The sequence below is a fragment of the Agrobacterium bohemicum genome (assembly GCF_002896715.1).
Lineage (GTDB): Bacteria > Pseudomonadota > Alphaproteobacteria > Rhizobiales > Rhizobiaceae > Agrobacterium > Agrobacterium bohemicum.
The window spans coordinates 73,756-87,338 of record NZ_PGEL01000020.1; the positions used below are offsets into that span (position 1 = coordinate 73,756).

13 protein-coding genes are annotated in these 13,583 nt (G+C 56.1%); 10 read left to right on the top strand and 3 right to left on the bottom strand.

Annotated elements, in window-relative coordinates:
• Positions 1–56: 56 nt before the first annotated feature.
• The 8 genes from CUC55_RS05690 to queE all read left to right on the top strand — a co-directional run bounded on the left by CUC55_RS05690 (position 57) and on the right by queE (position 8,248).
• On the top strand, positions 57–1,010 hold the full coding sequence (locus CUC55_RS05690) for an acetyl-CoA carboxylase carboxyltransferase subunit alpha (RefSeq protein ID WP_103087226.1): 954 nt from the start codon (positions 57–59) through the stop codon (positions 1,008–1,010).
• A gap of 254 nt (positions 1,011–1,264) precedes the next feature.
• Positions 1,265–2,719 carry a sensor histidine kinase gene (locus CUC55_RS05695; protein WP_067652442.1) on the top strand — a complete coding sequence of 485 codons (1,455 nt, stop codon included), beginning with the start codon at positions 1,265–1,267 and terminating at the stop codon, positions 2,717–2,719.
• Positions 2,716–3,153, top strand: coding sequence for a response regulator (locus CUC55_RS05700; protein WP_103087227.1), 438 nt, complete (start codon positions 2,716–2,718; stop codon positions 3,151–3,153). The genes CUC55_RS05695 and CUC55_RS05700 overlap by 4 nt, the downstream gene beginning before the upstream one ends.
• Positions 3,154–3,160: 7 nt before the next feature.
• A complete protein-coding gene (locus tag CUC55_RS05705) occupies positions 3,161–4,201 on the top strand; it encodes a response regulator (RefSeq protein WP_103087228.1) in 1,041 nt (346 codons plus the stop codon).
• Positions 4,202–4,990: 789 nt separating this feature from the next.
• Positions 4,991–6,307, top strand: coding sequence for a phosphatase PAP2 family protein (locus CUC55_RS05710; RefSeq protein WP_425352757.1), 1,317 nt, complete (start codon positions 4,991–4,993; stop codon positions 6,305–6,307).
• Between the two features lie 128 nt (positions 6,308–6,435).
• Positions 6,436–7,146: a 7-cyano-7-deazaguanine synthase QueC gene (gene queC / locus CUC55_RS05715; RefSeq protein ID WP_103087229.1), complete on the top strand. Its 711-nt coding sequence runs from the start codon at positions 6,436–6,438 to the stop codon at positions 7,144–7,146.
• A complete protein-coding gene (gene queD / locus CUC55_RS05720) occupies positions 7,146–7,514 on the top strand; it encodes a 6-carboxytetrahydropterin synthase QueD (protein WP_103087230.1) in 369 nt (122 codons plus the stop codon). Before queC ends, queD begins: the two co-directional genes overlap by 1 nt.
• On the top strand, positions 7,511–8,248 hold the full coding sequence (queE, locus tag CUC55_RS05725) for a 7-carboxy-7-deazaguanine synthase QueE (protein ID WP_067652194.1): 738 nt from the start codon (positions 7,511–7,513) through the stop codon (positions 8,246–8,248). Before queD ends, queE begins: the two co-directional genes overlap by 4 nt.
• Before the next feature lie 7 nt (positions 8,249–8,255).
• Here queE and CUC55_RS05730 read toward each other — a convergent pair whose 3' ends face one another.
• Together CUC55_RS05730 and CUC55_RS05735 are read right to left on the bottom strand one after the other, a co-directional pair.
• Positions 8,256–8,489, bottom strand: coding sequence for a sulfurtransferase TusA family protein (locus CUC55_RS05730; RefSeq protein WP_103087231.1), 234 nt, complete (start codon positions 8,487–8,489; stop codon positions 8,256–8,258).
• Entirely contained in the window at positions 8,486–9,781 is a 1,296-nt protein-coding gene (locus tag CUC55_RS05735) for a L,D-transpeptidase family protein (protein WP_103087232.1), read from the bottom strand. Before CUC55_RS05735 ends, CUC55_RS05730 begins: the two co-directional genes overlap by 4 nt.
• A gap of 242 nt (positions 9,782–10,023) precedes the next feature.
• Between CUC55_RS05735 and CUC55_RS05740 the strand changes: the two genes are divergently transcribed.
• Together CUC55_RS05740 and CUC55_RS05745 are read left to right on the top strand one after the other, a co-directional pair.
• Entirely contained in the window at positions 10,024–11,484 is a 1,461-nt protein-coding gene (locus tag CUC55_RS05740) for a phospholipase D-like domain-containing protein (RefSeq protein WP_103087233.1), read from the top strand.
• A 66-nt stretch (positions 11,485–11,550) separates the two neighbouring features.
• Entirely contained in the window at positions 11,551–12,390 is an 840-nt protein-coding gene (locus CUC55_RS05745) for an endonuclease/exonuclease/phosphatase family protein (RefSeq protein WP_103087234.1), read from the top strand.
• Positions 12,391–12,427: 37 nt separating this feature from the next.
• Here the strand turns inward: CUC55_RS05745 and CUC55_RS05750 are convergent, their stop codons facing one another.
• On the bottom strand, positions 12,428–13,561 hold the full coding sequence (locus CUC55_RS05750; protein WP_103087235.1) for a Gfo/Idh/MocA family protein: 1,134 nt from the start codon (positions 13,559–13,561) through the stop codon (positions 12,428–12,430).
• Positions 13,562–13,583 lie beyond the last annotated feature (22 nt).

Below are 13,583 nucleotides of genomic sequence, written 5' to 3' on the forward strand. Positions count from 1 at the left end.
GGAACCGCCGGGACCACCCGGTCAAACCTTGCGCAAAACGATCGGAAACGGATCTCATGCACAACTACCTCGACTTCGAAAAACCTATCTCGGACCTTGAAGGCAAGATTCTGGAGCTAAAGAAGCTCGCCGCCGAAGACGAGAGCATAGATACCTCGGAGGAGATTTCGCGTCTTGAATCCCGCGTCAGGGACTCGATGCAGGACATTTACTCCAAGCTGAACGCCTGGCNAAAAACGCAGGTCGCGCGTCACCCGCAGCGTCCGCATTTCGTTGATTATGCCAAACAGCTGTTCACAGACTTCACACCGCTGGCTGGCGACCGCAAGTTTGCCGAAGATGCTGCAATCCAGGCGGGTCTCGGCCGGTTCAACGGACAGCCTGTCGCCATCATCGGCCAGGNAAAGGGTAGCGATACCAAGTCGCGCCTGAAGCACAATTTCGGCAGTCCGCGTCCAGAAGGATACCGCAAGGCGATCCGCGTTCTGGAACTGGCCGATCGTTTCTCGCTGCCCGTTATTACACTGATCGACACCGCTGGCGNCTATCCCGGCGTCGGAGCCGAAGAACGTGGCCAGGCGGAAGCTATCGCCCGTTCGACGGAAATGTGCCTCAATGCCAAGGTTCCGATTATATCCGTCGTGATCGGTGAGGGCGGTTCAGGCGGCGCTATCGCTATCGCCACCGGCAACCGCGTCTACATGCTGGAACATGCCATTTACTCTGTGATCTCACCGGAAGGTGCGGCTTCCATTCTGTGGCGCGATTCGACACGCGCCAAGGAAGCAGCCACCAATATGCGCATCACCTCCGACGATCTTAAGTCACTTGGCGTTATCGATGCGATCATTCCGGAACCTCTCGGCGGTGCGCATCGCGACCCGGCAACGGTGATCGAGGCGACCGGCAAGACTATTGAAGCGGCGATGAAAGAACTCGTTCCGCTGTCTGGCAGCCAATTGCGCGCTGAACGACGTCAAAAATTCCTCGACATCGGTCGCAGCCTTTAAAAAAAGCCAGCAGCAAAATAAGGAAGCCCACCAGTGACATGCCGGTGGGCTTTTTCTTGGCCGATACCGAGCGCTACGGTTCGCGCGGATCGCCTCGCGTCTTCAGCGCTTTCTGCGATTAAAGTGAACAACTTAACCAATAACACCACAACATCTTGCATATAGCCGTGATGCTCGAGTACTTACGAAATAACTTAAAAGCTACGGGGTCTGGGGTGGCGAAACTATCTTCGTTCGTTCGTCGAACAATGATCATGTTCGGTTTGGGTATCGCAGTGCTTCTTGGCATGGTTGCGACCTCCCTTTGGCTCGTCCAGGCAAACAACAAATATTCGCAGGAAACAGCTGAGCTGCGCCGTTTAAGGGCATCGATCCTCGACGTCCTAACCACTATTCAGGATGCCGAAACCGGACAGCGTGGTTACCTTCTGACCAGCGACGAGCGTTATCTGGTTCCCTACCGGGAAGCACTGAAAGCGCTCGGTGACATCAAGCTACAGCTGGTTGAGCGCATTGGCAGCCGCCCGGAATATGTCGCCGACCTGCCAAAGCTGCAATCCAATCTCGATGCCAAGATGGCCGAACTCGGTCGCGCCGTTCAGTTGATGAACGACAATCGTGCACCAGAAGCAATCGAACTTGTGCGTAGCGATACCGGCCTTACCTATATGCGAGAGATACGCGACACGCTCGCTCGCTATCAGGAAACAACCGACAGCCGGTTGCGCATCATCGTGGCCGACCAGCTATCGGCTGCGGAAAATCTGCGCTGGGTTACGATTTGCGGTGCGATTGCTATCTTGGCGGTGCTGGGTGGCGCGCTGGCACTGATCGGGAAATATATTCAAGAGCTCATGCGGTCTCGCGAAGAGGTGGACGAGCTGAACAAGGGGCTGGAAGAACGCGTTGACGAGCGCACCAGAGATCTTGTCCGCGCCAATCAGGAAATCCAGAAGTTTGCCTATATCGTAACCCATGATTTGCGTGCGCCTCTCGTCAATATCATGGGGTTCTTGTCGGAGTTCGACACATCGCTGAAACCTGTGCAGGCTTTCGTACTGGCGGACGGCAAGCCCCTGTCCGAAAACGAAGTGCGTGAGGCCAAGCTGGCAGTGGAAGAAGATTTGCCCGAGGCCATGCGCTTCATTCGGTCTTCGACCCGCAAGATGGACCAGCTGATCAACGCCATTCTCAAAATCTCGCGTGACGGACGCCGGAAGCTGCAGGCCGAAAAAGTCGATCTCAAGGACCTCCTCATGACGGCTGGCGCCAGCGTCCAGCATCAGGTCAGCGCTGTCGATGGCAAGATCGATCTCGATGTTCAGAGTTTCACGATCATTACCGACCGTATCTCGCTCGACCAGATCCTCGGCAATCTCTTCGACAATGCCGTCAAGTACCAGATGCCGGGAAGACCGCTGGAACTGACCGCCCGTATTCTGCCGCAAGGACGTGGCATCGTACGCGTCGATGTCAGCGATAACGGACGCGGCATTGCCGCAGATGATCTGGAGCGTATTTTTGAACTGTTCCGCCGCGCGGGAGAACAGGACCAGCAGGGCGAAGGCATAGGTCTTGCCCATGTGCGGTCGCTCATCAGGAATCTAGGTGGAGATATTACGGTTGCGTCTGAACTTGGGAAAGGAAGCACCTTTCACCTGACACTGCCGACCGATCTGCGGAAAATCACACGAGGGAACGACGTATGAAAGCAACAGGACAAGAAGTCACGATCGTCATGATCGAAGACGACGAAGGCCATGCGCGCCTGATAGAAAAGAACGTGCGTCGTGCCGGCGTCAACAATGAAATCGTTCCTTTCACCCTTGGTCACAAGGCTCTGGATTTCATCCTCGGACCTGAGCGGGACGGGCTTGTCAGCAAAGACCGCTATCTCTTGATCTTGCTGGACCTCAATCTGCCGGACACCTCAGGCATAAAGATTCTCGAACAGATCAAGAGCAATGAATACACAAAACGTCTTCCAGTTGTGGTATTGACGACAACCGACGACGAAACCGAGATCCAGAAATGCTACGATCTCGGCGCAAATGTTTATATTACCAAGCCGGTGGACTATGAGGGTTTTGCTACGGCCATTCGAAACCTTGGCCTTTTCNTTTCCGTAATACAGGTTCCATGAAAGCTTAATGACGTTGCGAATACTTTATGTTGATGACGACCCAACGCTCGCAAAGCTTGCGCAGCGCGTGCTTGGTCGGCATGACATGACGGTGGTTCACGCCGCCTCCGTGGCTGTAGGTCTTGAAGAATTCAAGGCGAACAGCTTCGATGCGGTGGTTCTCGATCATTANTTTCNAAATGGTACCGGTCTGCAGTTTTTATCCGGCATCGGCGAAGCGCATCGAAACATACCCGTTCTCTATGTGACCGGCGCTAGCGAAGCGCAGGTCGCCATCGACGCTCTGAAGGCGGGTGCTGCCGATTACGTTATCAAGAATGTTGGCGACGACTTCTTTCCGCNTTTGCTCAATTCTATCCAGCAGGCCCTCGACAATTTCCAGCTTCGGCGGGAAAAAGAAGAGGCCGAGCGGCAATTGTTGCAGGCAAAAGAACGCGCAGAGCTGATGGCAAAGGAGATGAACCACCGGATCGCCAACAGCCTGTCGCTTGTCTCTGCCATGATCCGCATGCAGTTGAATGCCGTGGCAACCGAGGAAGCCCGCACCGCCCTCCTCGAAACACAAAGCCGGATTTCCGCGATTGCTGGCGTCCATCGCAGTTTGTACACAGCCTATAATGTCGGGGAAGTCGAACTCGATTCCTATCTTTCGTCCATCATTCACGACCTTGCCCGATCCGCGCGCGACAGCGAAAAACTGCGCATTTCGACGGACATGGATACCATAAAGGCCTCTCCGGATCAGGCCGTCGCATTGGGGGTTATCGTCACCGAACTGACCACCAATGCGCTGAAATACGCCTATCCCGGCGGCGCGGGCGACATTCGTATTTCATTGNAAACACACGACAACATCGTTCGACTTATCGTTGAAGACGATGGCATCGGCATCGATGGAGCCACCTCGCCGAAGGGAACCGGGCTCGGTACACGACTGATCACCGCCATGGCGCAAAGCCTACGAGCAACCGTCAGCCAGTCCGCCACACCATCATCGCAGGGCGCATCCATCTGCGTGCAATGGGAAGAAGACGGCTCTCCCCAATAAGCCTCCAAGCGCTTTATTCGTCGCTGACTGTAATCAAATTGTCATGGACGAGGGGCATTTTGCCGACCGTTGACGCCGTCTTTTTCACAAACTCACTTTTGCACCAAAATGAATGAGGATGCTGCCATGACCAATCCGGGCGCTCGNTTTCCATTGCTCCGCTCCACCCTGCTGGCATCTCTGACAGCATTTGGCATGACCTCACATGCGCAGGCTTTCGATACACCGGAACCCTCGGGCATTGGCTTCAAGATCGGAGTACCGGNCCCGCCCGCCCCATATCCGTTACCCGTTACGCAAAACTATCACAACCAGACCAGCAAGAATGCCAAGGGTGAAGCCGTCAATGCTTATGATGACAAAGACAATCCGGTCATCGAAATTCTCTCCGGCTTTAAACGCATCTGGACGCTGGGTGATGAAAAATGGGCGGGTGGCGGCGCCAACGGCGATGGCCCGACGGATTACAGCAAGGTCAAAATCCTCAATCCAGACATCTGGACTGAGAACATGCGCTATGTTCTGTCCGTCACCGGCAGGAACCGCACTGATGCTGACGCTCTCAATGCCTATTTGAACGACCGTCGCTCGCAGGGTTATAGCGTGATCGAAGGTCTGGGACCATTGGCGGCATGGTACCGCGAAGGCGCTGGCGCAACCACGACCATCAACCACACGCTTGAAGACTTCAACGTCAATGACGTCATCACCAAGCGAGAGGACGACAAGGGTACAGACTCAGGCTCGTCGGATTCCGAATTAAAGGACTTTGTTGCCTTCATGAAATTGATGCGTGGTCCCGAAGGCTCGACCTCGCCATCGAAATATTTCTATTCGACGCCACGTCCCTGGCGCATGAGCGCGAAGGGCGAAGTTATCGAAACCGGCACCGAAACCATTGGCGACAAGACATTTGAACGTTACGAAACCGAGCCAGATGTCACCGTGCCCGCCTTGAGATATGCGCGTGAAAATCGCGGCCGCGGCAAGGATGGCGGCTTTCCAAGTGGCCACACCAATGCAGCCTATCTTGCCGCTATCGCCTATGCTTACGCCGTGCCCGAGCGCTTCTCGGAACTGCTGACAAAAGCATCGGAGCTTGGCGACACACGGATCGTGGCGGGCATGCACTCGCCGCTCGATGTAATCGGCGGACGGATCACCGCCACGGCCATAGCTGCTGCCGTCCTGCAAGACCCCAAGGTAGCCGATGCGAAGAGGGCGGCGCATGAAGAGGTACAGGCCTATTTGACCCGACGCTTACCACAGGGACAGACATTGCAGGCTTTTGCCCATAGCGCAGACAAGTCTACCGACCGCTTTGCCGACGCGGCGACGAACAGAGCTGATTTCCGCACGCGCATGACCTATTCGTTCAGCAGGGACATGGCTGCACCACGCGCTGCGATGGTGGTGCCTGACGGTGCCGAGGTGTTGCTTGAAACCCGCCTGCCCTATCTCGATGCCTCACAACGACGTGCGGTCCTCTTCTCCACCGGTATCGAATCCGGCTATNCCCTGCTGGATGACAGCCAGGGCTGGGGCCGGATCAATCTCGTTGCGGCCGCAGCAGGTTACGGCGCCTTCGACGGCGATGTGACTGTGACGATGGATGCTGCCGCTGGCGGATTCAATGCGCGTGACCGCTGGGCAAACGACATTTCCGGACCGGGNCGTCTTGCAAAAGCGGGTAGCGGTGTTCTGGAACTCGTCGGCGCAAACAGCTACTCCGGCGGTACCGCGATAAGGGATGGGATGCTCGTCGCAGCTTCGAGCACGGCACTTGGCACCGGCAGCGTCTTGGTTTCCGGCGGCACCCTGCATCTTGCCGCGCAGCAAGGCATCAATATCGATGGAGACTATAGCCAGACGGGTGGCATTCTTCTTGTCGATGCGAAAAATGGTCCGCTTCACATCAAAGGCAAAGCTGCGATCAAGGGTGCGGTCTTAAAGTTGACCTTCGGCGGCCAAACTCCGGCTTCGGGTTCGAAAATCGAGGTTTTGACGGCGAACAGCATCAACGGCTCTTTTGCCTCGATTGAAACCGATGGTGTGAAGGTGCGACCAGTCTACACCGGCACCGCACTTTCGGTAATCGTGGAGTAACACATATCACCTTCTGCGAAGGCGCGGCCTAATGTGCCCGCGCCCCTTCACAATGGTCCCGACTTGCGTTAGAAGCCGCAACCGTAATCCGGTCGCAGCCCACCCGGTCAAAACAAGGGATCCAAAATATGNAAACCATCGTCATCTGCTCCGGCGGATTGGACTCCGTTTCGCTTGCGCATAAAATTGCAGCCGAAAACGAACTCGTTGCTCTGGTCTCCTTCGATTACGGCCAGCGCCACAAGAAGGAACTGGACTTTGCAGCCCTCTGTGCAAGCCGCCTTGCGGTGCCGCACCACATTATCGATATCAGGACTATCGGTGCACATCTGACAGGGTCAGCACTGACAGATGATGTCGCGGTGCCGGATGGCCATTATGCGGAAGAAACGATGCGCTCGACCGTCGTGCCGAACCGCAACGCCATCATGCTGACGATCGCATTCGGGCTGGCCGCCGCACAGCAGGCGGATGCCGTGGCCATTGCCGTTCATGGTGGTGATCACTTCATCTATCCCGACTGCCGACCAGGTTTCATAGACAGTTTCAACGATATGCAGCGCCACGCTCTGGATGGTTATGCCAGCGTCAAACTCTATGCCCCCTATGTCGCGGGCTCCAAAGCCGACATCGTGACTGATGGTGCCAGCCACGATACGCCCTTTGCCGAAACATGGTCCTGCTACAAGGGTGGAATGCGCCACTGTGGACGCTGCGGTACCTGCGTGGAGCGCCGCGAGGCGTTTCATCTGGCAGGGGTCAACGACCCCACGGACTATGAAGACCCGGACTTCTGGCTTGCAGCCACCAGCGCCTACGCTGCGCAGGAGGTGAACTGATGTTTCGCATCACCAAGGAATTCCATTTCTCGGCATCGCACCAGTTGACGGGACTTCCCGCAGATCATCAATGCGCGCGGCTACATGGTCATAATTATATCGTTGAAGTCGAGCTTTCCGGCGAGACGTTGAACGAGCACGGCTTTGTGCGCGACTATCAGGAGCTATCGCCGCTGAAGCACTACATCGATGATCGCTTCGACCATCGGCACCTCAATGATGTGCTGGGACACGACATGGTCACGGCTGAACGTCTTGCCAAGCATTTCTATGACTGGTGCAAGGAACGTCTGCCAGAAACCAGCGCGGTCCGTGTCAGCGAGACGGCGAAGACATGGGCCGAATATCGGNCCCTGCGCCAGCCATGAGCAGCACGAAGGACATACCCATCCGCATCAGCGAAATCTTCGGTCCGACCATTCAGGGTGAGGGTCTGCTGATCGGCGTTCCCACGGTTTTCGTGCGTACCGGGGGCTGCGACTATCGCTGCTCGTGGTGCGATACGCTCCACGCGGTGGACAGCCAATATCGCGATGACTGGAAGCCGATGTCCGTCGATGCCATCTGGCAGGATGTCACAGCGCTCTCGGGCGGCAAGCCTCTGACCGTGTCCCTGTCCGGCGGCAATCCAGCCATACAGCCGCTGGGCGGATTGATCGATAAAGGGCATGCCGAGGGCTATCGTTTCGCGCTGGAAACTCAAGGCAGCATTGCCAAGCGCTGGTTTGCCGATCTCGACTACCTTATCCTCAGCCCCAAGCCACCGTCCAGCGGGATGCAGACGGACTGGGAAGCCTTTGAAAGCTGTCTTGCGGCAGCAGGGAAAGGTCCGCATATTGCTCTGAAGGTCGTGATTTTTGACGATGCGGATTACGCCTATGCGAAGAATGCCGCCGCGCGCTTTCCCGATTTGCCGGTCTATCTCCAGCCAGGCAACCATACGCCTCCGCCACCGGATGATGACGATGCTGTCGTTGATATCGACGGCGTGATGAACCGAATGTTATGGCTGGTGGATAAGGTCAGCGCCGATCACTGGTTTAATGTTCGCGTGCTGCCGCAACTACACGTGTTGCTGTGGGGCAATAAACGCGGCGTCTGAGAACGCATTACACTTTGCGAATATGAAACTTGTGCCCAGTGTCCGTTGCGACGGCTGACAGCAGAACATGTCCGTCCTGTCTGCACATGTGCGAAATATCGATGAAGGCCAGAGGGTCGGTGGTTTCGACCCAGAGTTCCTCGCCCGCTTTCATGCTCGATAATTTCTTGCGACTTTTCNAAACAGGAAGGGGGCATTTCAGCCCCCTCAGATCGTAGATATCGGCGACGGGCAAGGTCATTGCTTGGCCCAGAACTTCCAGAACGGTTTCTTCTGGGCATCGTCAGGCTGTGGTGGCGCGGAGAAGGCCAGCGGGTTAAGCGCTGGAACAGGAATGCTCTGTGCGGCGGCAGTCTGTTGCTGGTTGGGAGCCACCGGCGCTGCCACGACCATAACCGTCGGCGCTACACGGGCAGCAGCCGGTTGTTGCGTTCCAACCGTCGCCGCAGTCGTCGCGCCGGGGTTCGATGCAGATGCCATGGCCGTCGCTGCCTGTCCGGAAATACCCTTGGCCGCCTTCTTTTCCATCAGGGCGGCAAATTCGGTTTCCTTCATCAGCTTGCCAGCCTTGAGAGCAGACCCTGTCGGCGCATAGGCAGGCTCACGGCCCTTGCGCTTTGCCGCAACCAGCGCTTTGCGCTCGGCTTCGCTTGGGTCGTACCAGACCATTCCATCCAGCTTATTGGTCGCCTTGGCATAAGCGACATCATAGGTCTTGGCGTAGCTTTGAAGCGCGCTGGCAAGCGCCGGCGGCGTACTCANTTTCGGACATGCAGCGCCAGCATTGAACTGACCGCCTTCAGCCTGCTGATTGAAGACGTATTTCTTTTCGCAGACATTGACCTCTGGTGGGCGCTTGGTGACTTCGAAATTGTCGTAGCCAACCTTCAGCATCTTCCAGAATTCAGAATGCTCGCTTTTACGGTGGCGTGCCATGNTTTCCGCCGACATGCGGAACGGCAGCGCCTGAAGCTGCACCGTCTTTTGACCGCCCTTAAAGGCATCGCGCGCAAAGCCGTAAATCTCCAGCACCTGCGCGTCGGTCATCGAGTAGCAACCCGACGACGAGCATGCACCATGGATCATCAGATTGGTGCCGCTGCGGCCGTTGGCCTGATCATAACGGTTGGGAAAGCCGGTGTTGATGGCAAGGTAGTAGTTGGAATTCGGGTTCAGATGCCCCGGCGTCAGATTATAGAAACCCTCGGGCGCCTGCCGATCGCCTTCCTTGACCTTTGGGCCCAGCTTTCCAGACCATGCACAGATGTCATAAGACGCGATGACATCGAAGCGATTGTCGCGCTTGGCCTTCCAGATTTCGAGCTTACCCTCTTCCTTGNAAATACGGATCATGATCGGCGCATTGCGATCCATATTCTTCTTGTCCATCTCAGCCAGAATGGACGCGGAAAGCGGGTAATCAACCTTGTTCTTGACATGCGAAACATCACGCTCGACTGTCTCGAGCGTATCGTTGCAGCCTGCGAGCATAAATGCGGTGCAGGCAAGAAGCGCAATATGTCTCAAACGCATGGCGTTTCACCGGTTTGCAGGAAGTGACACGGTGGTAAAATATTTCCGGTTTGAATACAAGTCTGGCGACTTGGGATCAAAAGGCTATTTTCGGCAGAGATTTCCCGGCAAGCGTCCATCGTGTCATCGGCTTCATCAAAAATTCTTGGCGCCTGTTATAGCTTACAAAGCCTTAATACATCGCTACCTGGGCTATAAAGGAAGCGGCTTGCGGCACGCTGGAACTCCATTATATTCTCTATATGTTTGATCTCTTTACCACTTATTGGCCGCATATACTGGCGACACTGTCGATTATCATGGGAGCAAGTGCTGCTATCCACGCGACCATGACCAAACAGGAAGTGCGCACTGCACTGGGTTGGGTCGGTGTCATTCTGCTTTCGCCTTTCGTGGGTGCCGCAATCTATGCCGTTGCCGGTATAAACCGTATCCGCCGCAGTTCTCTTGGCCAACAGCGCTCTTTGATGCACGGAACCATCATGGACCGCGTCGCCCTTTTCGATACCGATGATGATCTGGTGATCGCCCGGTTCGGCCGTCGTTTCCTAGCCATGAAAAACGTAGGCGATCGGGTGACACGCAATGCCTTGACCACAGGAAACACCATTGAGCCACTATCCTCTGGCGACGAAGCTTACACGGCGATGGTTGAGGCCATATCCAATGCCAAGCGATCCATTGTTCTGGAGACCTATATCTTCGATCAGGACATGATCGGACAGCGCTTCGTGGAGGCTTTGTCAGACGCGCAAAACCGCGGTGTCGAGGTACGCGTGCTGGTCGATGCAGTCGGAGCCCGCTACTCTGTTCCCAGCATCCTGCCGGCCCTCAAAAAGGTTGGCATCAAGGCGGCCGTCTTCAATGGCAATGTTATCGTCGGCCTGCGCTTGCCCTACGCGAACTTGCGCACACACCGCAAGATTTTGGTTGTCGATGGCCGAACAGCCTTTACCGGTGGCATGAATATTCGCGAAGGCTTTACGCAGGAGTTTTCCGGCGACAGACACTCACGCGATACGCATTTCAGGGTAACCGGCCCGCTCGTTGCCGACCTTTTCACAGTTGCCGCCGAAGACTGGCGATTTACGACGCGTGAGTTGCTGGATGGCCCTGTCTGGGATGTTACGCTACCCGAAGGTGACCCCGGCTCTCCGGTACTTGGCCGCGTGGTGCCATCCGGGCCGGACAACAGCATCGAAACCAGCCATAAAATGCTGATGGGGGCGTTTTCCATCGCACGGTCGTCCATCCGCATCATGTCCCCCTATTTCCTGCCAGACAGAGAGCTGATTTCAGCACTGACGACGGCTGCCAGACGCGGGGTGCAGGTCGATATTATCGTGCCCGCAAACAACAATCTGACCCTTGTCGACCACGCAATGACGGCGCAATTCGACCAGATGCTGAAAAGCTATTGTCGGATCTGGCGGGCGACAGGCCCTTTCAATCACTCGAAGCTGCTGGTGATCGATGACCGCTGGTCCTATGTCGGCTCGTCCAATCTCGATCCCCGCTCATTGAGATTGAACTTTGAGGTGGACATAGAAGTTATCGATGAAGGCTTTGCAAATTCCATATCCGAACGCTTCGCGGCGGCGATGGAAACTGCAAGGCAAGTGAAGCTGGAAGAGTTGCGCGCGCGGCCATTCCTGCTACGGCNTTTCGAAAGGGTCCTATGGCTTGCGTCGCCATATCTATAACATGCGTTACAAGACGTCTGGATGCGGCAGCGCCGACGACTAAGCAAATTGGAATTGGGTTCGGTGATGCCAGATNAAAAAACGATACGAGCGAAGCCCGAGAGCCTGTCGTCCGTTCTGGTGAACTCTTTTCGCAACCGCNAAAAACGTCCAACCGGTAGTGACCCGTGCGGGGAAAACGGCTTTCCTGTCATTGCTTCCTATAATGTTCACAAATGTGTGGGTCGAGACCGCAAATTCGACCCGGATCGCACAAGCCATGTCATTCAGGAAATCGGCGCGGACATAATCGCCCTCCAGGAAGCAGACAGCCGTTTTGGAGAACGCACAGGCTTGCTCGACCTGATCCGGCTGGAGCGGGAGTGTGGTCTGTCACCTGTTCCCGTCGCCGCCGGTACAAAGGCGCATGGCTGGCACGGCAACGTCGTTTTGTTCAAGGAAGGTGCCGTTCGTGATGTGCATCCGCTGAAGCTACCGGGGCTTGAGCCACGCGGCGCGTTGGTGGTTGAGCTGGAATTGAAACAGGGTGGCACGCTGCGCATCATCGCCGCCCATTTCGGACTGCTGCGGCACTCGCGGGCGCAACAGGCAAAGGCTCTGGTAGAACTACTGGATGAAAGAGACAAACAGCCGACCATTCTGCTGGGAGATCTCAATGAATGGCGGCTGGGCAATGGCTCTTCGCTCAATACGTTTCGCGATGCCTTTGGAACATTGCCGCCCGCCGTTCCCAGCTTTCCCGCAGGTATGCCTGTGTTGGCCCTCGATCGGATTATCTCCAACCGCACGGGGTTGATCGACAATGTCACAGCGCATAACAGCGCCTTGTCTCGCGTCGCCTCAGATCATCTGCCGCTGAAGGCCACCGTGAGGACGGATATTCTGACACATGAGCCTGCAGCCTGAAATGGCGGACACCTTGGGAGTATCCGCCATTTTTTGTTTAACGTAGCAGCGCCTGCGCTTCCTCAATACCCAAAGCCGCTGGCTGGGTGCAGGTTGTGCTCAACTCGATGAAGCGGCCTTCTTCACCAGATTTCAGGATGGCCGTCATGACATCGATACCGTGTAGCGAGCGATCCAGCGAGCAACGGGCGTCGCGGCCCTCGATCAGCGCGAGTGCCATGTCGGCAAGACCGGCGGTGCGATAATTCGCGCGCGGGCCCTGCGGGCTTTCCTGATTGGCAATGCCAAATGGATGCTCCCAGTTTTCCAGCGGCTTGATATCCTTGTCTCGACCACTGGCTTCCACGACACCGCCGAAGAAGTTGGGATCCGGCACATAGATCGAGCCATCGGTGCCATAAAGCTCCATATTGGCGTGGCGGTGCGACCATACATCCCAGCTGGCCGACAACGTGATCGTCGCCCCGTTTACGAATTCCAGCAAAGCATGGATGTTCGTCGGTGTTTCCACGGGGATCGTCTGGCCGTTCAGCGGCTGGCTGGTCACTGTACGGGTGGGGTTTGCCATGGAGGTCAAAGCGCCAACGCGTTTGACCGGGCCGATGAGGTTGATGAGATTGGCGATGTAGTACGGCCCCAAATCCAGGATTGGTCCGCCACCTTCAAGGAAGAAGAAGCCGGGATTGGGATGCCACATTTCCATTCCGGGGCTCATAACGTGGCATGTGCCTGATGTGATACGCCCGATGCCGCCTTCATCGATGTATTTGCGGGCGAGTTGGTGCGCANCGCCCAGGAACGTATCAGGCGCGCAACCGACAGCCAGANTTTTTTTCGTGGCGAGACGCCGCAGTTCCTCGCCCTCCTCAAGGGTCAGGACAAGGGGTTTTTCCGAGTAGACGTGTTTACCAGCCTCGAGAATGGCTTTCGAAACGGAAAAATGCGCTGCCGGAATGGTGAGGTTCACAACCACATCGATTTCGTCGTTTTGAAGCAACTCTTCGATGGACTGAGCNTTTACATCATACTCTTCGGCTCTCAATTCCGCCGCGCTGCGGTTGAGATCGGCGCAGGCGAGAACTTTCAATCCTCTGAAGAGCGGTGAGAGGGAAAAATAGGTCGTTGAAATATTGCCGCATCCAATGATGCCGACGCCAAGTTCCTTGGCCATGTCTGAAACTCCAGATTGGTGA

Coding starts and splice junctions, on each gene's coding strand:
- CUC55_RS05695 (WP_067652442.1), top strand. CDS start 1,265: ATGTTCGGTTTGGGTATCGCAGTGCTTCTTGGCATGGTTGCGACCTCC.
- queE (WP_067652194.1), top strand. CDS start 7,511: ATGAGCAGCACGAAGGACATACCCATCCGCATCAGCGAAATCTTCGGT.